The following is a 21552-nucleotide window of genomic DNA, read 5'->3' as shown; positions in this document are numbered from 1 at the left end:
AAAATGGAAAAAATTCATTGGTTAGACGAAGTGACTGCGAGAAAAGAGGATTTATTAGCCGATCTGTTTCGACTATTAAAGATTGAATCAGTTCGCGATGATGCTTTAGCGAGTGAAGAAGCTCCTGTGGGACCAGGACCTTTGAAAGCCTTGAATGAATTTATGCAGATGGCTGAGGAAGATGGCTTTACGACCCAAAAATTTGGACCTTGGGCCGGACGCATCGAACTTGGTCAGGGAGATGAGTTAGTCGGAATATTAGGACATTTGGATGTTGTTCCTGCAGGTTCGGGCTGGCAAACTGATCCCTTCGATCCGGTAATCAAAGATGAACGGATCTATGCTCGTGGTTCAAGTGATGACAAGGGGCCAACCGTTGCCGCCTTTTTCGCTTTGAAATTGCTACGTGAACTAGGGGTTGAATTTAATAAACGCATTCACCTCATCGTTGGAACTGATGAAGAAAGTGGCTGGCAATGTATGGATTATTACTTTAAACATGCTGAAATGCCAGACTTAGGATTCTCACCCGATGCTGATTTCCCAATTATCAATGGAGAGAAAGGGAATGTTTCGGCTCTATTCTCTTCCAAGAATACTGAAGAACAATCTGGCCAACTAGAATTAGTCAATTGGCAAGCTGGTTTAAGACCGAATATGGTGCCGGAATCGGCCCAAGCCCAAGTAAAACTTGTTGATACTAATTTATCACCAGAGACTTTGACAGATGCTTTCAATCATTACCTCGATCAACATCAATTTAAGGGTCAAATAGATATTAAGGATCAAATCGCTGATTTAACCTTAGTTGGGAAATCCGCACACGGATCTACTCCAGAAAAAGGGATCAACGCAGCGACTCATTTGGCTAAATTTTTAGCTGACTATTCTTGGACGCGTCTCGATGCTCAACAATTGATTCAATTATTAAGTCAAGAATTATTTGAAGGTTTTGATGCGAGTAAAGTGGGCGTAGCACACCATCATCCAGTAATGGGCGACGTTTCAATGAATGTTGGCATTGTTAATTTCAACCTTGAAGATGGCGTATCAATGAATGTGAATTTCCGCTTCCCTGAAGGTACAGATCCAGAAAAAATGCTGACACAAATGCAAGATCAATTGACGGCATACACGGCTTTAAGTTTTGAAATGGGTGCCCACAAAGAACCTCACTATGTGCCAGCTGATGACCCACTTGTAGCCACTTTACTGGATGTATATCATCGTCAAACCGGCTTACCAGCTCACGAACAAACGATTGGTGGCGGAACTTATGGTCGACTAATGCCTCGTGGCGTTGCCTATGGAGCTTTATTCCCTGATTCGATCGACACCATGCATCAGGCTAATGAATTCCTAGCGGTTAAAGATTTATTACGAGCAACGGCTATTTATGCTGAAGCGATTTATGAGCTTACAAGATAGTATGAAAGAGATTCAATCCAAGCAGAATCCTCAAGTCAAACAATGGAAAAAATTGCATACCGCTAAAGGTCGTAAACAATTTCAAGCCTATTTGATTGAAGGATTTCATTTGGTAGAAGAAGCTATTCAAGCGGGTTGTCAACTTCAGAATATGATGGTCATCGACCCTAATTTTATTAGACCAAGCTGGCAAGATCGTTGTCCAGCTATTGAAATTAGCCTAGAGATTGCTAAAGAAATCAGTCAGACGGAACAAAACCAGGGTATTTTTGCAGTAATTAAAAATAACCGTGATTCTGTGAATCTTGAAACTTTAATCAATCAAGGGAGTCGCTTCCTAATTTTAGATAATATCCAAGATCCGGGAAATTTAGGAACCATGATGCGAACCGCGGATGCTGCGAATTATTCAGCGGTCTTTATGAGTCCGCAAACCGTGGACATCTATAATGACAAGGTTATTCGGGCGACCCAAGGTTCTCTCTGGCATCTTCCTTGCATCAGTTATCCTTTAGCTGATTTAATCCCAAAATTACAAGCCGCGGCAATTAAGGTTTATAGTTCAGCGCTTGATCAGACATCGCTAGATTATCGGCAAGTATCTCGAGATCAAGACCTAGCTTATGTGATTGGCAATGAAGGTCAGGGAGTTTCGCCAGAAATCCAAGCCTTAAGTGATGGTCTTGTCCATATCCCGATGCCGGGTCAAGCTGAATCTTTGAATGCAGCAGTGGCAGCCAGCATTTTAATGTTTCATTCTTTGCCTGAGACTGAACTATGATTAGGCTAAAGAGTTTGTTCAATGCCCATCAGATTCATTCAAAAGAAAATTTTTATTGAAAAATAAAGTTCAAAAATATTTATTTATCCATAGCAAAATGACCGCATTGAGGTTAATAAATATTACTATTTTAAATTAAAAGCTCCTCCTTAAGTAGCTTGCTAACATTGATTTTAAGCTACTTCATGGAGGATTTTTTTGGGTAACATACACAGGATTGGCAGATTTACATAATTTTTACAATAAATTAACCAATCCTTCATGAATAATTTACATCGGTTCTCTATAATAGCTGTGGTATTGAGAAATAGTGTATTGGAGGATTGTTGATGACTTTAAATTGGCAAGCAGATCGTGAATATATGTCCATTGTGGAAGAAATCATGAATCTAGAAGAAGTTAAAGGTCTAGAGAAGTATGTCCATCATCGTTTTACCAATCGGTTGGCTCATTCAATTTCTGTATCTTATCGCTCATTTCGTTGGGCGCGGCGTCTAGGCTTAAATCGACGGTCGATTGCCCGGGCAGGCTTGTTGCATGATTTATTTTTCTATGAAAGTCATGAGAAATCAACCGTAGGAGGTAAAGGGCATAATTACGAGCATCCACGGATAGCCTTGGCTAATGCGATCAAGTTGGTAGAATTATCAGATATGGAACAAGATATTATTTTGAAACATATGTTTGGGGCGACCTTAGATTTACCACGTTATGCTGAAAGCTGGGTTGTCACCTTAATGGATAAAGAAGCCGCGATTAGTGAATTGTATCATGGTTATCTTTCCGTCTTCGTGAATGAATGGCGGCAAGCTGCGGATACTTATCGTTCATTAATTAAACCAGCTTTTCGGTTTTCTAATTCCTTAAAATAAATAACTGATTGACCCTTGAGCTAAATCTCGCTATACTATAATTAATAAAGGCCTTGACGAAATCCGTTGAAACGCTAAGCACAGGGAGATTTAGCATGACTGAAACTAGATCAGTAAGTCGTTATCAACCTTCAATTTCCGAGCTGATCTGTTAAGACATCTGTTGAAAAGGATCCCGTTATCCCGGTTAAAGATTTAAGAGTTTGAATTTTTAGGTAATAAAGATTTAAAAATAAGGGTGGTACCACGGTAGCGCGTCCCTTTCGGGGGATGGGCTTTTTTTATTTTATTCAAGGAGATGATTGTGATGAAAGAGATTAACGACTTAATTCAAGCAATGGAAGAGTTACTGAAACAAGCCTTAACCGATATTAATCAAGCAGATTCAAGTGATGCGTTAAAACAAATCCGGGTGAAATATACCGGTAAGAAAGGAAGTTTAAATCAATTTACCAGACAAATGGGACAATTGTCTGCGGAGGAAAAACCGCAACTTGGCCAAGCGATTTCTCATTTCCAAAAGGATTTTAATCTAGCTTTTGCCGAAGCCAGTGAAGCTATTCAGGCCGAAGAAATGGCTCAAGCCTTAGCTAAAGAAGCTCTTGACGTTACCCTCCCAGGTAAACGTAGAAAATATGGCACTCGTCATATCTTGACCCAAACGCGACAAGAAATTGAGGATTTCTTCTTAGGTATGGGTTATCAAGTCATCGAAGGACCAGAAGTCGAATTAGATGCTTATAATTTCGAACGTATGAATTTGCCTAAAGATCATCCAGCTCGCGATATGCAGGATACATTTTATATTGATGAAGAAGTATTGTTAAGGACTCATACGTCGCCAGTTCAAGCACGGACTTTAGAAATCCATGATTTCTCTAAAGGGCCTTTGAAGATGATTTCTCCAGGTAAGGTATTCCGACGCGACGACGATGATGCAACGCATTCTCACCAATTCCAACAAATTGAAGGCTTAGTGGTCGACCAAGGAATTACTATGGCTGATTTATCTGGTACCTTACTAGCCTTTTCAAAACAAATGTTTGGCGAGGAAACTGAAATCCGCCTACGTCCTTCTTATTTTCCCTTTACAGAGCCTTCTGTAGAGGTTGATGTGACTTGTTTCAAGTGTCATGGTCAAGGATGTGCTATGTGTAAGAAGAGTGGTTGGATTGAGATTCTCGGTGCCGGCTTGGTGCATCCCAATGTCTTACGGATGTCAGGCATAGATCCAAGTATTTATTCTGGATTTGCATTTGGTTTGGGAATTGAACGGGTGGCTATGTTAAGAAATAATATCGATGATATTCGCCACTTCTATCAAAATGATATTCGTTTTCTTCAACAGTATAAGGGAGGCGCTTATTAATGAACTTATCTTTAGAATGGTTAGCAGAATATTTAGATTTAACGGGTGTGTCAGCGATAGATTTAGCCGAACAAATGTCACGCACAGGGATTGAAATTGAGACAATTCATAATTATGGCGAAAATCTAGATCAATTGAAAGTTGGTTATGTATTAGATTGTCAACCTCATCCCGATAGTGATCACTTAAAGATTACGCAAGTAGATGTTGGTCAATCAAGTCCCTTACAGATAGTCTGTGGGGCACCTAATATTGGTCAAGGTCAGAAAGTTATCGTCGCTGTACCTGGCGCGAAGCTACCTGGTGGCATCAAGATTCAATCCACAGAATTAAGAGGAGTCGCTTCCCAAGGGATGATTTGTTCCCTACAAGAGTTAGGTTTTGCCGATAGCGTAGTGCCTAAGAAATATGCTCAAGGAATTTATCTGCTTCCCGAAGAAGCTGAAGTAGGTCAAGACATCGTCGAATTATTTGCTTTAGATGATCCAATCTTAGAATTAGATTTGACCCCCAACCGAGCCGATGCTTTAAGTATGCATGGTTTAATTTATGAAGTGGCAGCTATTTTGAAACAAGACGTTAATTTGTCTGCCATACAACAAGGTCTCCCTGAAATCGAAGAAACACCTCTGCAAGATACAGTGATTAAGCTGGCTGATTCGAAACTAGCGCCAATTTTCTCGCTAAGACATATTTCTGGTGTGACCGTTAAGGAAAGTCCTTTGAAGATTCAAATTCGCTTGATGAAAATGGGGATACGGCCGCTAAATAATATTGTCGATCTGACCAATTATGTCATGTTACTGCTGGGGCAACCCTTGCATGCTTATGATTATGAGAAATTGCCAGGCAAAGATATTACCGTACGTCTGGCCAAGCCAGATGAACAGCTAAAGACGTTAGATGGTGAAGATCGGCAACTTACTGATCAAGATATCGTGATTAGTTCAAATAACCAAGCGATCGGCCTAGCCGGGGTGATGGGCGGTTTTGATACGGAAGTAACGGAGTCAACACGTGAAATTCTCTTAGAATCGGCCATGTTTATGGCGACGATAATTCGTAGAACGGCTAATAAATATCATCTACGTTCTCAGGCCAGTCTACGAAATGAGAAAGGTTTGGATCCTGCTCGGGTATTGGCTGCCAGTCAATTAGCTGGTCAGCTGATTGGTCAGTATGCCGAAGCGGATTCAGTTCAGGCTATTAGCCACCTTGAACACATTGATCAAACAGAACATCAAGTCACCATTCCTTATCAGGATATTATTAGAAAAATTGGTATTGATCTAAGTCGTGAAGCCTTGAAAGAAATTTTCGATCGCCTTCATTTTGAAGTGAGTTATGGTGAAGCTGATTTTACGGTTCGGATTCCAAGTCGGCGAGGAGACTTGCATATCGATGCTGATATTTTCGAAGAAATTGCTCGAATTTATGGCTACGATCGGATTCCTTCTCGTTTACCAGCAAGCAAGGGTCAACCAGGAGCCTTAACTGCCAATCAGAAGTTCAATCGAAGAAGTCAGGATATTCTAGAGGGCTTGGGTCTGAATCAAGTCATTTCTTATATCTTGACCTCCGAGGACAAGGCCAAACTATTTCAACCCGTAGCTCAACCACTTGTTCATTTGGCCTTGCCAATGAGTTCGGATCGAACAACCTTAAGACAAAGTATGTTTCCTGCTTTGCTTGAAGTCACTCAATATAATCTAGCTCGACAAGCCAAAGATATTGCTATTTATGAAATGGGACGGGTCTTTATTCATCAAGGCCGTCACCAACAACCGTTAGAGCAAGAACGTTTAGCCATCATGGTTTCCGGTCAAGAACAAGCTAAAACTTGGTATGGTTCTGAAAATACCTATGATTTTTATGCTTTAAAAGGTATGGTTGAAACCTATTTTGCTCAATTTAATCTTCTTAATCGTATTGAATTTGTCCCATCTGACCAAATTCCGGTCATGCATCCGGGTCAAACAGCCAGTATCGTGTTGGATGGGCAAGTGATCGGCTTTATGGGTCGGGTTCATCCTAATATTTGTGATCAATACGATTTAGCCAAAGCGACCTATTTCATGGAAGTGGACTTGGAAGCAATCCAAAAGACTGAACGGACCATAAAGAAAACACCGGCCTTAGCCAAATATCCGGCCAGCACACGAGACATTGCCATGGTCTTACCACAATCTATTGAACATGGTCGAATTGTTAAGTTACTGGAAAGCCACGGAGGAAGTTATTTGAAAGAGGTCGAGTTATTTGACCAATATATTGGGGAACAAATTGATGCGGACAAGCAGTCATTGGCCTACCATTTGACCTTCCAAAATCCCGAGGCCACAATTCGTGATGAAGAAATTAATGGGGCTATGGACAAGATTTATCAAGCGCTAGCCACGATTGATGGCTTAGAAATTCGTTAATACAAATAGGATAATTCCGTTTAATGATAGACTAAGCTGTTAAGCTAAATAACTAAGATGAGCTAATAAATACAGTTTTACTTTCTAATTGAATAAATGCATGAAAGGCTTTCTTAAGCGAGACCGTCACTAAAACCTGGATAGTCATCACTGGTTTTACTGAGGGTCTCTTTTAGTGCTGTATTTTTGTGTAAGAGCTATGTTTTATGCTACAGATCTGGAAATTCTGTTAAATTTTATTTTGTGATTGATTTTATCTGTATTAATTGTATAATACAAGCGAGATGTATTACATAGGTAATACAAAAGAGGAGGGTGCCTATGAAATTTGATGCGCAGATACCAATCTATCAACAACTGATCCACCAATTTAAACTAGCTTTTGTTCGTGGAGCCTACCAACCTGGAGCGTCACTTCCTTCTCGGCGAGAGATTGCTCAACAACTCAAGATTAATCCCAATACCGTTCAAAAAGCTTTTAAAGAAATGGAAGAGCAGGCATTGATCGTCACTCAAGCTAATGTTCCCAGTCAGTTAACCACGGACCCAGAAAGGTTGGCCCAGTTACGGGAGGAAATGGTCGGCCAAGCAGTCAGTCAGTTTGTTAAGGAAATTCGTGCCATGCACATTTCACGTCAAGAAGCGATTGAATATTTGAATAAAGCAGAATGGAGTGAGTCAGTAGATGATCAAGATTAATCAAGTAAGTTATGCTTATGCCAAAAAGCAAGTGCTCAATAATATTTCTTTTGAAATCCCTCGGGGTGAAATTACCTGCTTAGTGGGGTTAAATGGCTCAGGCAAGACGACCCTGATGAATTTAATCATGCGTTTATTACCTTGGCAGAGTGGGGACATTACCATCGATGGGAAAGTGATTTGCCCGGATAGTTTGGATCGCTTATCCTATGTGCCCGATCAAATTATTGTCTTAAATTCGATGACCGTCCAAGAAAGTTTGGCGATGATGCAACGCTACTATTCCACATATAATCCACGTCGGGCTAGTGAATTATTAGAATTCTTTCGTTTGAAGCGAGAAGACAAGATTGGCAGTCTTTCCAAAGGGAATGTAGCTAAGATGAATCTTTTATTAGGTTTGACCCTCGATACCGATTATTTAATCATGGATGAACCCTTTTCTGGGATCGATGCTTTAGCCCGCGAACAAATTCTTCAAGTCTTCACCTCAAATTTGATGGAACAGCGGGGGGTCTTAATTTCAACGCATGAAGTGAATGAAATTGAAAGTTTAATTGATAATGTGGTAATTCTTAAAGATGGAGAAATCGTTGAGAATTTCAAAGCAGAGGAGCGCCGAGAAGAACAAGGGCAATCTATTCTTGATGTGATGCGGGAGGTGAATTAAATGAAGAAATTTTGGAATCTTTTTGTAGATGAAATGAATCGGAGTAAACATTTCTTCGTGAGTTTTGTGATGATTTTATTAATCGCTGAGGGGCTAAGTTTTGTCCGCATGATCAAATTTCAAGGAGTATTTCAGCCTCAGAAAGATTTTGGTTTAGAAAATCTATTTGCTGAGAACAATCTTTTTTGGATGATTGTGGCCGTCGGTTTAGCGGTTACCATTCTATATGTTCATTATATTTGGTTTCGTGAGTGGCATTTACAGGGGCGATTTATCTATCGATTATTGAGCCTGCCAGGTTCTCGTTTAGCCATTTCCTGGGCTAAATGGTCCGCCAGCATGTTAATGTCCTTAACGATGATTGTGATTCAATGGTTGGTTTTCATCATTGTGGATCAACTTTGTCAAGCGCTGTTTGATAACTACATCAGTATGGGATGGCGATTAGAACTCTTAAATCTGACCCCCTTAAATGTACTGATTCCTTTAAATTTGAAGGGATTTGCCTTTATCGCTTTACTCATCTCACTAGTTATTTTGATTTCTAGTAATCTTCAAATTTTATTTAATAGTCTGAAACAACAATCAATGAAACGAAGTATCAGCCTGACAGGGATTTATTTGATTCTTTCCATTTTATTAATCGTTTTTGCGATTTGGTTGGATTCAGTTGTATTTCATTTAACGGATCGGGAAACTTTCGTCTGGCTGATTTGGCAACTCTTATTTATCAATCTCTTGCAAGGCTTATGGATGTCCTTTATCAGTCAACGAGTTATCAGCATATAAGGAGGCGCTTATGAAACGTCAAGGATATACCCTCAGTTTAATCATTTTGGCTAGTCTTGGTTTTATTATCTTAATGATGCCTTATCATGTTCCGGTGAAATTCAAGCAAATTGAAGCAAGTGGCGATTCTAGCTTGCTGGATCAGGTACTGTTACGGACTTCCGTCCTCGAGGAAAAGCCAACCGAAGACAAAGATGCCATTGAATTGGATTTTGTTATCGACCAGGGACGGGTTGAACAAGCAGTCGATAATCCAATGATTATGAAACTCGACCGCTATGTCTGGGAGAAAAAACTCAAAAAAATCGCTCCGAATAAACGGAGCAAACAAGATTCTTTAACAAAAGTGGCTGAGAATAAAGGTAAAGAAATCTGGATTCCCCTTCATTTAGCTTATTGGTTGAATGTCGAGCAGACTTTCAATTATGCCATCTTCGACCAAGCCTCACAAAGCTTTGCCGATAAAGCATACTCGCTCGAACCTGGAGACTACGACTATAAATTTCTCGGATTTGTCCGTCATGAACAAGTGATCAATATATTAATAGAAAGAATAGCACCGGATAATGCAGGGATATATCAAGCAGCCGGCGATTGGCTGCTATTGACCTTAGATGTCGAAGCCGGGGAAGTCAGTAAAGTCGCAGAAATTTCTCGACCTCAACAGAATCTTTACCTAGAGTATAGTCGGCCGATGATGGGCATTTATCCGGAATATATGGTTCTTTCGGCCTATCAGGATGGATCAACGAATCCAGAAACAGTTAGTTATCATTCAATCCAGCCCAATTACGAGTTATATAATTATCAAGGGGAAAAAGAAGTCGATTTACCCGACGAAGGATTTATCGATCAATCGACTAAACATTATTGGGTCCACGAAGGCCATGTTTATCTATACGAGTCAGCAGAAATTCCTCAAGAATCCCTGTCTTGGCAAGGTCAAATGCCAGCGATGGGTAAAGGAATTCTTTCCAGCTTTAACTTGAAAAATAAAAAATTAGAAAAAATAAAAGAATTTGGTGAGGATTATCAATCAGTATGTTTAGCTGCGGGCAAGATTTATTTAGCACAACAAATCTCAGCGACAGAATATCAATTAGAAGTCTTCGATCCAGTTACTGAACAAGTGGTCTACCATTCAAGATGGCAGGTGGAGAGTGTCGATCCCACCCGATCATTTGTCTTTCTCGATTTATCGGTTAGCGAGTATTAAGATTTAAGATTTTTTGTGTGTTTTTGAAATGTAACTTTGCGGTATTTTTTAGAACTTCAGGGCCCCATTGAGCGACCAATTGTCGGCCAAAATTGTCAACTTGTAGACCCGCACCGGAAGGCAGTTTAGTGTGATAAGCTTGCCCCAAATCCTGTAAGGATTGCAAGAAAGCGGCTCGAGCAAGGATCGAGGCACTGGCGACAGATAGATGAATTGATTCTGATCTAACTTTAAAGTGGAGACCTTGCTTCAGCGGGGTCTCTTCTTTATTTAAATATTTATAGTAATTAGCCGGAGAGGTAAATTGATCAATCAGGATGCCTTGGAGAAGCGACTTTTCTTTAGGATTGAGCTTGTTCAATAGGTCTAAGAGGACTTGGTTGTGAAGGTGGACCTTAAGACTGACTGCATTATAGGGCCCAATTAATCGATTATATTCGCTAGGATTACAAACCCGTAGGCTATGTTTGAATTCAGACCGGATAATCTGACTCAGTTTAATTATCTGCTGATCGTTCAAGTGTTTTGAATCTTTAATACCTAAAGTCTGAGCATATTTAATCTGATCAGCTGTTAAGAACACCGCAGCCACTGTTAGGGCACCGAAATAGGATCCATTACCTACCTCATCCGAACCCATCAATACACTGGTAGAGTGGATTGAACTTTTCCGAGGTTTATTTTTTTCTTTACTAGGACTTTGCCAGGTGGAGGACTTGCTTTGCCAAGGATTAGCATGGTCTTGGGCGAGCTTTCCTTGAAATACGACCTTACCAGAATGATAGGCAGTAATCGTAAGTTGAGGTATTTGCAAGCGATAATGAGCATAGGGAACGGCGCTAATTTTTGCCTGAGGGTATAAGGCTTTAAGCGTTTGAATTTGCTGAGCAGTTAAAGTTAGTGTCACTGTATTCATAGAAAATTCCTTTCATCTTCACTTATTATCTATTATACTTAATCAATGATAAATGTTAAAATATGAATTAAGCATCTATACCATCGGAGTATATAATATAGTGAAAGGGAATGTCGCATGCAAAGTAAACGAAGAGTGAAAGTGACGATTGAAGGTCGCGATTATACGATTATTGGTCGCCAGTCAGCTCAGCACATTGAAGCCGTCGTAGAAATTGTAAATTCCCAATTAAAGCAACTGAGTCAATTAGATCGTCGTTTATCTTCTCAAGATAAGGCTTTATTAATGGCAGTGAATGCAGTGTCTGATCAGCTTATTAAAGAACAAAAAATAATGGAATTGGAACATGCCTTAGCCGAATATAGTGATATGAATTCTGTAGGACATGAACCAAATCCGACGAAAGAAAGTCAGAAATTTGATCGAACGATTCCTTTTCATCATGGATAGTTCGTTTTGAGGTGGAAGTATGTTTACAATTATTGTTTTAATTATTTTATTACTTGGTTTCTATCAAGGTTACCGTCAAGGCCTGGCCATGCAGTTAATTCGCTTGCTGGGTTATTTAATCAGTTTTTTTGTGGCCAGTCGTTATTATGAGGCCATTTCAAAATGGGCCGAAATGTTGATTCCTTTTCCAGCGATTCAGCCAGATACCGAATTTACCTTATATAATGAAGCAACTAGCTTCCTGATTAATGATGCCTTCTATCGGGTGGTTTCATTTATTTTCATTTTAGTCATTGGCTATATTGTGACTCGAATTGTTTCCGTCTTCTTCAGTCGGGTGCAATATTATAACTTACTCGATTCGGCCAACGGGATTGCTGGTGGTATTGTCAATTTATTAATTACTTATATCATGGTATTTTTACTCTTATTTGTCTTATCTTTATTGCCCATTGAATGGATTCAACAACAATTTGTGAATAATCCTTTATTATATTGGATTGTTTCCCAGACGCCAATCTTATCGGATTTGGCGGCCAATGCTTGGCTGAATGCAAACCCATTTAGCTAATGGGATTTATTAAATAATAAGAAAGGAGTAGACATTGAACACCCCAAAAATATACCAGACTTTAGAATTCGCTCGGATTCAAGAGAAAGTGAGTCAATATGCACAAACGCCTATGGGCAAAGAGCATATTAGCGCAATGAAGATGTCTGATGATGTAAACCAACTGGAACAATGGCAGGCCGAAACAGCGGAAGCTTTAGATTTAATTCTGCAAGACAAATCGATGCCGATTGGGCGAATTGATAACCTAACTGCTGCTTTGAAGCGTTTAGAACTCGGTGCGAGCTTAAATGGTCCAGAATTTGCTCAGATTGGGAGATTGTTAAAAACGGTTCTCGACTTAGGCAATTTCTTTAAGCAATTAGCTGCTGAAGAAGTTATGATCGAAGCCTTGCAATTCTGGGCGGATCAATTGATTCTACAGCCTAAATTGTTGCAACAAATTAATCTAATTGTGGATGAGTCGGGGAATATATTATCCACAGCTTCCAGTGAGTTAGCTCGAATCCGGCGTCGCCAAAATCAGTTAGAAAGTCAGATTCGCCAACAGCTGAATCAATTACTCAAGTCCAAGGCTAATTATCTGTCGGATGCTTTGATTACCATTCGAAATAATCGTTATGTGGTTCCTGTTAAGGCCGAATATCGTAATCAGTTTGGTGGCACGATCCATGACCAATCTTCTACGGGTCAGACTTTATATATTGAACCCCAAGCCGTCGTTCAATTAAATAACCAATTGACCGATTTGCAAAGTGCTGAGCGTAAAGAAATTGAACGCATTCTTGAAGAAAATACTCAAGCCTTGATGCCTTATTCCCAAGATATTAGGGATAATCAAACTTGTTTGGGTCAATTAGATTTCATTCAGGCTCGCGCTTTTTATGCTCGTGAGATAAAGGGTGTGCGACCTATTTTTTCAAAGGAACAGCATGTCGCCTTGTGGCAGGCTCGTCATCCCTTAATTGCTGAGGATAAGATTGTGGCTAATGATATTATTCTGGGTCAACATTATCGGGCTTTAATTATTACAGGGCCGAATACCGGTGGGAAAACAATCTTACTCAAGACACTTGGCTTAATTCAGATGATGGGCCAAGTAGGTTTACATATTCCCTGTGATTCTGGGAGCCAATTAGCTTTGTTTGACCAAATTTTTGCGGATATTGGTGATGAACAATCGATTGAACAAAGTTTGTCTACATTCTCGGGTCATATGACCAATATTGTGTCGATTCTCGAACAAATGACCGCAGATTCACTGGTCCTCTTCGATGAACTAGGTTCAGGGACCGATCCGCAAGAGGGGGCTAGTTTAGCGATGGCCATCTTGGATCATTTACGGCAACATCGGGTCATGGTGATGGCGACGACTCACTATCCAGAATTAAAAGTTTATGCCCATCAAGCAGCAGATACAGTAAATGCTAGTATGGAATTTGATAGTGATAGTTTATCGCCTACTTATCGCTTGTTAATCGGTATTCCCGGACGGTCTAATGCCCTAGAGATTTCCCAACGGCTGGGTCTACCTGCTTCGATCCTGCAATATGCTCAATCGGGAATCTCCCAAGCTGATCAATCGGTTAACGAGATGATTTCTCAGCTAGAACGAGAACATCGTCTGGCCGAACAAGATCATCATCAAAGTCAACAAATTTTGGCTGAAGCCGAGAAGATTCATGCTGATTTAATGACAGAATATCAACGGTTCATGAATCAAAAAAATGAGCTCATAGAGAAGACGAAGCGCCAAGCGAATGCTCAAGTTGAAGAGAAGAAGGCTGAAGCTGAGAAGATTATTCAAGAAATTCGTGATCTTCAATTAGAGCAAGGTCAGGATAAGACAATCAAAGAACATGTCCTCATTGATAAGAAAGGACGTTTTGACCAATTAAAACAACCCGAACGCTTAAAGAAAAATCGGGTCTTGAAGAAGGCCAAGCGGGCTAAGAAGCTGAAGGTTGGCGATGATGTCGAAGTACTTTCATATGGTCAGCGAGGAACGATTATTGAAGTCTTGGACCATAAAGAGTATGTGGTTCAAATGGGTATTCTAAAAATGAAAATTCCTGCCGATGAATTGCAACCACTCAATAAAATTGAACCTAAAGTGACAGTCAATGTTCAACGACAGGCTGGCAGTAAGGTTCAAACACAATTGGATTTAAGAGGCCAACGATTTGATGCAGCGATGGAGAATACTAAGAAATATTTAGACCAGGCACTCTTATCCCACCATCCGATGGTAACTATTGTCCATGGGAAAGGGACTGGAGCGCTGCGACAAGGTATCCAAGATTTACTCAAACGTCATCCCCAAGTTGACCGTTTTGAATATGCTCTGGCCAATGCTGGAGGAAGTGGAGCAACTGTGGTATATTTTAAATAGAAGCAAATTCGATGACAGTTAAGAAGCAATGTGTTAAGATAACTTCACTTTGAGAGGAGAGAAATAAAATGGTATTAGATATTACAGATAAAGATTTTGAAAATAAAACAGCAGAAGGTGTTGTACTGGTTGACTTTTGGGCTCCTTGGTGTGGTCCTTGTCGGATGCAATCCCCTGTAGTCGATGAATTGGCTCAAGAATTGGATGGCCAAGTGGAATTTTTCAAAATGAATGTCGATGAACAGACAGAAGTAGCTCGTTCTTTTGGGATTATGTCAATTCCGACTTTAATCGTTAAAAAAGACGGTCAAGTTGTTGAAAAATTAGTGGGCTTCCACGATAAAAATCGTTTATCAGAAATTTTGAAACAATATATGTAGACATTCCTAAATCGGAATGGTGAGGTTCTTCAGCAATTTAAACCAAAGACTCAGTGAAGTTGATTAAAGAGTTAGAAGTTCAAAAACTCTATTTACATTTGATGATTAAACCTAGGCATGTTGCCTAGGTTTTTTGTTTTGAGCTGAGAGATTGGTCATGGAGATAGTAATAAAGTTGGTTAATTACAATAGATATTTATGCAAGTGGACCTTGCTGGTTACTTTCAAAAAATAATAGCTCCCAAATAAAAGATAAATAAATCTGTGTAATTGGCGAGTGACCGTTCTTTAAAGTTTTGCTTTTCCGGACTCAATCCACTAGACACTTTCTAAGTGACACGTCGCTAAGTTTTGTGAGTTGCTCGGATGTTCATATGACTTACACTCCTTGTGATTGGCCTGAACTTGAGAAACTTAGTCGATAATGGTTGCACTATAAAATTTATACTGCAAAAAATTAAAATAGTGAAAATATTTCAGCAGAAATGACTCGATTTGATCGGTTTTGTATGATAGCATAATAATAGCTAAATTATAAAACAATGAGAATGGAAAGAGGCAAAACTAATGATTATTGGAGTACCTGAAGAAATCAAAGATAATGAAAAACGTGTCGGTTTAGTCCCAGCGAACGTCCAACCTTTAGTAGATGCTGGACATCGGGTCTTAATTCAAGCCGGGGCCGGTGTGGGCTCAGGGTTTCCTGATCAAGATTATATTGATTTTGGGGCTGAAATTTGTCCGGTGGACCAAGTTTGGCAAGAAGCTGAGATGATTGTCAAAGTAAAAGAGCCGCTTGAAAGTGAATACAAATATTTCCGTCCTGGCTTAATCATTTTGACTTACTTGCATTTAGCAGCCAATGAGCCTTTGGTTGAAGCGATGATTGAACATAAGGTCATCGGCATTGCCTATGAAACGATGGTTGAGAATGGTAAGTTGCCATTACTTCAGCCTATGTCAGAGATCGCTGGTCGTTTCGCGATTCAAGCAGGGGCTTTTTATCTAGAACAGCAGAATGGTGGAAAAGGGAAGTTATTAGCCGGGGTTCCTGGAGTAGCTCGAGGTAAGGTTGTTGTAATTGGTGGAGGGAATGTTGGCGAAAGTGCCGCTAAAATTGCCTTGGGGATGGGAGCAGAAGTCAAAATTTTTGACATCAATACCCAGCGTTTGGCTGAATTAGAGAATATATTTAATAATCGCGTTCAAACTTTAGTTTCTTCACCCGTGTATATTGCGGAAGCCGTAGCTGAAGCGGATTTAGTCATTGGTTGTGTCCTAGTAGCAGGTCGCCGGGCTCCGGTTCTAGTGAGTGAAGATATGGTTAAAACTATGGAACCAGGATCAGTGATTATCGATATTGCCATTGACCAAGGAGGGAATATCGAGACCTCGACCCATCCAACCACACTATCTGATCCAATTTACAAGGTGCACGATGTGATTCATTATACGGTAGCGAATGTCCCAGGCGCTGTGCCACAAACCGCCTCACAGGCTTTAACCAATGCTTCGGCTCGTTTTGTCACCATGATTGCCAATCAGGGACTTGAACAAGCGATTCAAAACAGTGAGACCGTGGCCTTAGGGGTGAATATTTATCAAGGTTATTTAACTCATGAAGGGGTCGCTGAAACGAGTCAATTCCCTTATACTGACCTTAAATCATTATTGTAATCAGTACACATTAACCATGAATGACGGATACTATAGAAAAGGGTTCGAGTTCATTTCTTGGCAAAATTTCTTTTTGCCAAGAATGTGGATTCGGGCTTTTATATTTTTCAAGGAAGTTAGCTTATTTCATTGATCCTTAGATAAATAAGAATGTTATGAATCTTTACTATGAAGATGAGACACGCTTATAAATCTGATTAGAAGTAGTGGATTCTCCTAGCAAGCGCCTCGATAAGAGTATATAATGAATTTTGATAGCGCTTATATTGGGCGTTTTTGTCAAAATCTTTTGTTGAAATGAGGAATAAGTGATGTTAGTTTATAACGAGTTACGTAATATCCAGGATATTTGCAGCTTGAAAGATATTGAAGAAGCCAAGGCAATTATCAGACCATATATACGTAAGACACCCCTAATTCGCTCTACTTTTCTAAGCCAAAGCGTGGCTGAAGGTAATGTATTCCTGAAATTAGAAAATATGCAATATACTGGTTCATTTAAATATCGGGGAGCTAATAATAAAATGAATCATTTGAGTTCAGAACAGAAAAATCGAGGAATTATTGCCGTCTCTGCGGGAAATCATGCCCAAGGAGTGGCTTTATCTTGTCAACAGTTAGGGATTGATGCGACGGTGATTATGCCACTACAGGCTGCCTTAACTAAACAAGCGGCTACCAAGGGTTATGGAGCCAAGGTCATCCTTGAAGGAGATAACTTTAACGATTCGCGCTTATATATGGAAAAATTGGCGGCCGAAAAAAATCTGACCATTGTCCATCCCTATGACGATCCTTACATTATTGCCGGACAAGGTACGATTGGTTTAGAAATTTTAGATGAGCTTTGGAATGTGGATACTGTTATTGTTCCAGTCGGTGGCGGTGGCTTAATTTCTGGAATCGCCATTGCTTTAAAATCTTTCAACCCGGGGATTCATTTAATTGGGGTTCAAGCGGAAAATGTCCACGGCATGGCTAAGTCGGTTGCAGAAGGTCAAATTACTCCGCACCGAACCAATTCGACATTGGCTGACGGTTGTGATGTTAAAGTCCCTGGTAATCTGACGTTCGAGATTGTATCGAATTTGGTTGATGAATTTGTCTTAGTTAATGAAGTGGAAATCGAACAAGCCATGCGTATGTTAATGCAACGTGCTAAAACGGTAACTGAAGGGGCAGGGGCTTTATCGACAGCTGCCTTACTAAGTGGTAAAATTGACTCTAAATGGATCAAAAATAAAAATACAGTGGCTCTAGTTTCTGGGGGCAATGTCGATTTAGAGAAAATTTCAGGAATTTTAGAACACATCATGACACCGGTCGATACCAGTAAAGGTATCGTGGGTTAAGTCGGTGTAGCTTCTGCTAAATTTCTTGGTAAATAGGACCATATCCAGTCTTTAAGAGAAATTTGCCAACGAAACTGTATTAAATCTTAGATCCCTGGGCATGGTCATACTGATAAGTTAGCTTGACGATGCATCCTAGTTGGGTCTTATTTTTTTCGATCAAGCTTGTTTATATAAAGATACTATTTAGTTTTATTATCAAACGAAAGCCATAAATGGGTTAAAGCTATTTGATATGTAGATTTTTTATGGTGCGAGGAGGATTTGTTTGAATCAGAGAATTTTAGTAGTTAATGACGTTCCAGGAGCGGGCAAGGTGGCGGCTAACGTGAACGTTCCCGTCTTGGTGGCTAGCCAGCTCGAAACGGCCATCCTGCCGACCAAAATATTATCCAGCCAGACAGGATCGTATTATAGTCCACCGATTGAACATGATTTGGACACTAGTTTTGCTGACTTTTTTAGCCATTGGCAAGATAATCAAGTTCATTTTGATGGAATTTTACTCGGCTATTGTGCTGATCCCAGCCAATTGCAGGAGGTTCAAGCTTTCTACCAACGAGAACTAAAGCAAGGCCACCCGGCCAAATTAATTGTCGATCCGATTATGGCAGATCATGGTCATTTTTATTCTGGTTTTGATGAATCCTATTTGAAAGCCTATCATGATTTATTCCCGATGATTGATATTCTGACACCAAACTTAACCGAAGCTTGTTTACTCACAGGAACCCCATACAAAAATCAATTCTCTCAAAGTGAAGTCTTAGAAATCGCGACTAAATTAGGCGAAGGGCAGATTAAAGATGTGATTATAACGGGCGTGCAATTTGAGGCTGATCAGATTGGTTTCTATCATTATTCGGCAAAGAACCAGACAGGCAACTATATGAGTCATCGTTATTTTGATTTCAATTTCTTTGGGACAGGCGACTTAACAGTGAGTTTGTTAGCTGCTTCTGCTTTATACAATGATTCGATTCAGCAAAGTTTAACTTGGATTGCTCAATTAATTGAAAAGATTCTCTCAAGCACTCTAAGTCAAGACAAACCGCCTCAAGAAGGGATTGCTTTTGAGAACCAGATTGGCGAAATCTTTGATCATTTTGATCAATTAAAAAGGCAGCAAGAAACTTGCTGACCAGCCTAGAATTTTGACAGTATACTTATCCTAAGACAATACGATATATTGAAGAGGGGGAATTACTTTGAAGTCTAATCAATTATTTAAAACCATTCAAATTGGCATCTATGCTGCTTTAATCATTGTGGCCATCACCTATATTCGTATACCGATGCCTTCCGAAATTTCTAATAGTTTTGTCCATCCCGGGAATGCTCTGGTAATATTGGCCGTCCTCTTAATGGGGCTTAAGCGGGGCAGTTTAGCGGCTTGTATCGGCTTGTTTCTTTTCGATGCACTTAATGGCTATATCGCTGTCGCCGGCTTTACCGTATTAGAAAATTTGATCGTGATTGCGATGGTTTACTGGATTTATGCCAGCTGGATGCATAAACAAGATGATCTGAAAAATATTATAATTTTGGGAATTGTGGGTGCCTTGGTTAAGGTAGTGGTGATTTTTGTCAAATTTGTGATTCAACAACTCTTATTAAAGGCGACTTGGTCTACGGCTTTGGCGGTAGCAGCGACCGGCATGCCAGCGAGTCTATTTACGGCTTGTGTCACGGCCATTCTCGTTCCTGTCTTATATATACCTATGCGTGATATCTTTAAGCGGTTCCATACGATTGGAGAGTGAGGGATAAGAAATGAAAGATGTAACAGATAGTGTTGAAGCGAAATTAAGATTTCAGCAGAAATTCAAGCGTTGGCAAGCCCATTGGCGTAAACAAGGACCGAAGAATATTCGTTACTTATATATTGTTTGGGCGCTGATTATGTTCCTTTATTTCTATATCAAGTTGCCGGCCTTAAATTATGCGGTTTTAGAATTTTGGATTTTTTTATTCATCGGTATTGCGGGTATTGTAGTTATTGAACTTTTACATGATGGTGGTGAATTTATAAAATCGTCTGCGGATCATTCAACTCTGAATTTTAAAGGGCTCAGTCTGAAATACAAGTGTCTTTTGTATCCGTGGCCGTTGATAGCCCTTCTTGGCTTAGTAATCTATTTGGCAACGTCACCCATCTTTATTGCTGATAAATATGCCAATATGATTAAGATTCAAGAAGCCAATTTTGCCGAGGATTTCCCACCCACTGATTTAAGTCAGGTGCCACTGATTGATCGGGATACAGCCATGCGCCTGGGGAGTCGTAAATTAGGTTCCTTGTCAAAATTGGTCTCTCAATTTGAAGTAGCCGATGACTATACTCAGATTAATATTAAGAGTCAACCGGTGCGTGTCACCCCTTTAAAATATGCCGGTTTCTTTAAATGGCTAAATAATTTCCAAGCGGGAATTCCTCATTATTTGCAAGTCGATACAGTCACGGGCGATGTTACTGTAATGACGCCAGACCAACCGATTAAGTATTCTAATGCAGATAAATTTAATCGGAATATTATGCGACATTTGCGATTTAATTATCCTTTTTCCATCTTTTCACGGCCTTCTTTTGAGGTAGATGACCAAGGACAACCGTATTATATTGCGACAACTTATCGGCGAAACTTCATTCTACGTGAGCCGGAAGCTGATGGGGTAATCCTGGTGAATGCGATGACCGGCGAAACGAAGAAATATAATCTGAAAGACACTCCAAGTTGGATTGACCGTGTATATAGTGCTGATATTATGCTTCATCAAATCAGTATGCGCGGCCTCTATCAGGGGGGCTTCTTTAACTCATTATTTGCTAAAGCGGGTGTCACCGAACCCACCGAAGGTTATAATTATATTCCGTTGAAAGATGATTTATATCTATATACAGGCTTGACTTCAGTGGCTGCTGATGATTCTAATATTGGTTTTGTCTTAGTGAATTTGCGTACCAAGGAGAGCAAGATTTATACCTTAGATGCAGCAGAAGAATTCTCGGCCATGCGTTCAGCAGAAGGGAGTGTTCAGGAGACAGAGTATCAAGCCACTTTCCCCTTGCTAGTCAATCTGGACGGACGAGCGATGTATGTATTGACCTTGAAAGATAATTCAGGCTTGATTCGTAAATATGCCTTGGTGGATGCGCAAAACTATCAAAAAGTATATGTAGAATCTTCTGTAGAACAATTATTAACCGCGTATCAAGCAGATAATAACGTCAATGTTACCGAGGTTTCTAATGAGGAAGTTCTGAAAGATATTCAAGGCCAAGTTGAGAACATTCAAGCTGTCGTAGTGGATGGCAATAGTGTTTATTATTTCATGATTGATGGAGACATTTATCAAGCAGATATCCATCTGAGTCGAGAACTCCCATTTATGAAAGAGGGTCAAATGATTGAATTTAAGGCCAATGAACAAGGCCAAATCAAAGAGATTAAGCAGATTAATGAGTAAGGATGAATCACCTTAAGCCGATCAATTGATCGGCTTATTGTTTAGCTGATTGGTATAAATATTGACTGATTAGCCTAGTATAAATATGTTATGATATAG

The 21552-nt window shown here is 39.9% G+C and carries 19 protein-coding genes; 18 read left to right on the top strand and 1 reads right to left on the bottom strand.

The window, feature by feature from the left end; genetic code table 11:
- Positions 1-3 precede the first annotated feature (3 nt).
- The 9 genes from pepV to BMX34_RS01970 all read left to right on the top strand — a co-directional run bounded on the left by pepV (position 4) and on the right by BMX34_RS01970 (position 10247).
- Complete coding sequence (pepV, locus tag BMX34_RS02010; protein ID WP_092570259.1) at positions 4-1428, top strand: dipeptidase PepV; 1425 nt, start codon at positions 4-6, stop codon at positions 1426-1428.
- Position 1429: 1 nt separating this feature from the next.
- Positions 1430-2209 (top strand): TrmH family RNA methyltransferase, encoded by a 780-nt coding sequence (locus BMX34_RS02005; protein WP_200793393.1) that lies wholly within the window; start codon positions 1430-1432, stop codon positions 2207-2209.
- 329 nt (positions 2210-2538) lie between these two features.
- Positions 2539-3081 (top strand): HD domain-containing protein, encoded by a 543-nt coding sequence (locus tag BMX34_RS02000; protein ID WP_143440715.1) that lies wholly within the window; start codon positions 2539-2541, stop codon positions 3079-3081.
- 307 nt (positions 3082-3388) lie between these two features.
- A complete protein-coding gene (gene pheS, locus BMX34_RS01995) occupies positions 3389-4450 on the top strand; it encodes a phenylalanine--tRNA ligase subunit alpha (protein WP_092570255.1) in 1062 nt (353 codons plus the stop codon).
- A complete protein-coding gene (pheT, locus tag BMX34_RS01990) occupies positions 4450-6873 on the top strand; it encodes a phenylalanine--tRNA ligase subunit beta (protein WP_092570253.1) in 2424 nt (807 codons plus the stop codon). Before pheS ends, pheT begins: the two co-directional genes overlap by 1 nt.
- Positions 6874-7194: 321 nt before the next feature.
- The gene (locus tag BMX34_RS01985; protein ID WP_092570251.1) at positions 7195-7572 is read left to right on the top strand and encodes a GntR family transcriptional regulator; all 378 of its coding nucleotides are present in this window, start codon (positions 7195-7197) and stop codon (positions 7570-7572) included.
- On the top strand, positions 7559-8242 hold the full coding sequence (locus BMX34_RS01980; protein ID WP_092570249.1) for an ABC transporter ATP-binding protein: 684 nt from the start codon (positions 7559-7561) through the stop codon (positions 8240-8242). The genes BMX34_RS01985 and BMX34_RS01980 overlap by 14 nt, the downstream gene beginning before the upstream one ends.
- The gene (locus BMX34_RS01975; RefSeq protein ID WP_092570247.1) at positions 8243-9031 is read left to right on the top strand and encodes a hypothetical protein; all 789 of its coding nucleotides are present in this window, start codon (positions 8243-8245) and stop codon (positions 9029-9031) included. It abuts the gene before it with no gap.
- A 10-nt stretch (positions 9032-9041) separates the two neighbouring features.
- Positions 9042-10247, top strand: a complete 1206-nt coding sequence (locus BMX34_RS01970) for a hypothetical protein (protein WP_092570245.1) — start codon at positions 9042-9044, stop codon at positions 10245-10247.
- On the opposite strand, the gene rnhC is transcribed toward BMX34_RS01970, so the two are convergent.
- On the bottom strand, positions 10234-11163 hold the full coding sequence (gene rnhC / locus BMX34_RS01965; RefSeq protein ID WP_092570243.1) for a ribonuclease HIII: 930 nt from the start codon (positions 11161-11163) through the stop codon (positions 10234-10236). The two genes, BMX34_RS01970 and rnhC, sit on opposite strands and share 14 nt — an antisense overlap.
- A gap of 117 nt (positions 11164-11280) precedes the next feature.
- On the opposite strand from rnhC, the gene BMX34_RS01960 reads away from it, so the two are divergent.
- The 9 genes from BMX34_RS01960 to BMX34_RS01920 all read left to right on the top strand — a co-directional run bounded on the left by BMX34_RS01960 (position 11281) and on the right by BMX34_RS01920 (position 21453).
- Entirely contained in the window at positions 11281-11613 is a 333-nt protein-coding gene (locus BMX34_RS01960) for a cell division protein ZapA (protein WP_092570241.1), read from the top strand.
- Positions 11614-11632: 19 nt separating this feature from the next.
- Positions 11633-12184, top strand: coding sequence for a CvpA family protein (locus BMX34_RS01955; protein ID WP_092570239.1), 552 nt, complete (start codon positions 11633-11635; stop codon positions 12182-12184).
- 34 nt (positions 12185-12218) lie between these two features.
- Positions 12219-14576, top strand: coding sequence for an endonuclease MutS2 (locus BMX34_RS01950; protein ID WP_092570237.1), 2358 nt, complete (start codon positions 12219-12221; stop codon positions 14574-14576).
- Positions 14577-14644: 68 nt separating this feature from the next.
- The gene (gene trxA / locus BMX34_RS01945) at positions 14645-14956 is read left to right on the top strand and encodes a thioredoxin (protein ID WP_092570235.1); all 312 of its coding nucleotides are present in this window, start codon (positions 14645-14647) and stop codon (positions 14954-14956) included.
- Positions 14957-15523: 567 nt separating this feature from the next.
- Entirely contained in the window at positions 15524-16633 is a 1110-nt protein-coding gene (ald, locus tag BMX34_RS01940; protein ID WP_092570233.1) for an alanine dehydrogenase, read from the top strand.
- Between the two features lie 311 nt (positions 16634-16944).
- Positions 16945-17985 (top strand): bifunctional threonine ammonia-lyase/L-serine ammonia-lyase TdcB, encoded by a 1041-nt coding sequence (gene tdcB, locus BMX34_RS01935; protein WP_092570231.1) that lies wholly within the window; start codon positions 16945-16947, stop codon positions 17983-17985.
- Between the two features lie 268 nt (positions 17986-18253).
- A complete protein-coding gene (locus BMX34_RS01930; protein WP_159428815.1) occupies positions 18254-19126 on the top strand; it encodes a pyridoxamine kinase in 873 nt (290 codons plus the stop codon).
- 67 nt (positions 19127-19193) lie between these two features.
- Entirely contained in the window at positions 19194-19748 is a 555-nt protein-coding gene (locus BMX34_RS01925; protein WP_092570227.1) for an ECF transporter S component, read from the top strand.
- Positions 19749-19758: 10 nt separating this feature from the next.
- Positions 19759-21453, top strand: a complete 1695-nt coding sequence (locus BMX34_RS01920) for a hypothetical protein (RefSeq protein WP_092570226.1) — start codon at positions 19759-19761, stop codon at positions 21451-21453.
- The last annotated feature ends 99 nt before the right edge of the window (positions 21454-21552 follow it).

This window comes from Ignavigranum ruoffiae (genome assembly GCF_900110675.1).
In the GTDB taxonomy this organism is placed as follows: Bacteria; Bacillota; Bacilli; order Lactobacillales; family Aerococcaceae; genus Ignavigranum; species Ignavigranum ruoffiae.
This window is presented reverse-complemented; position numbering and strand designations above follow the sequence as displayed.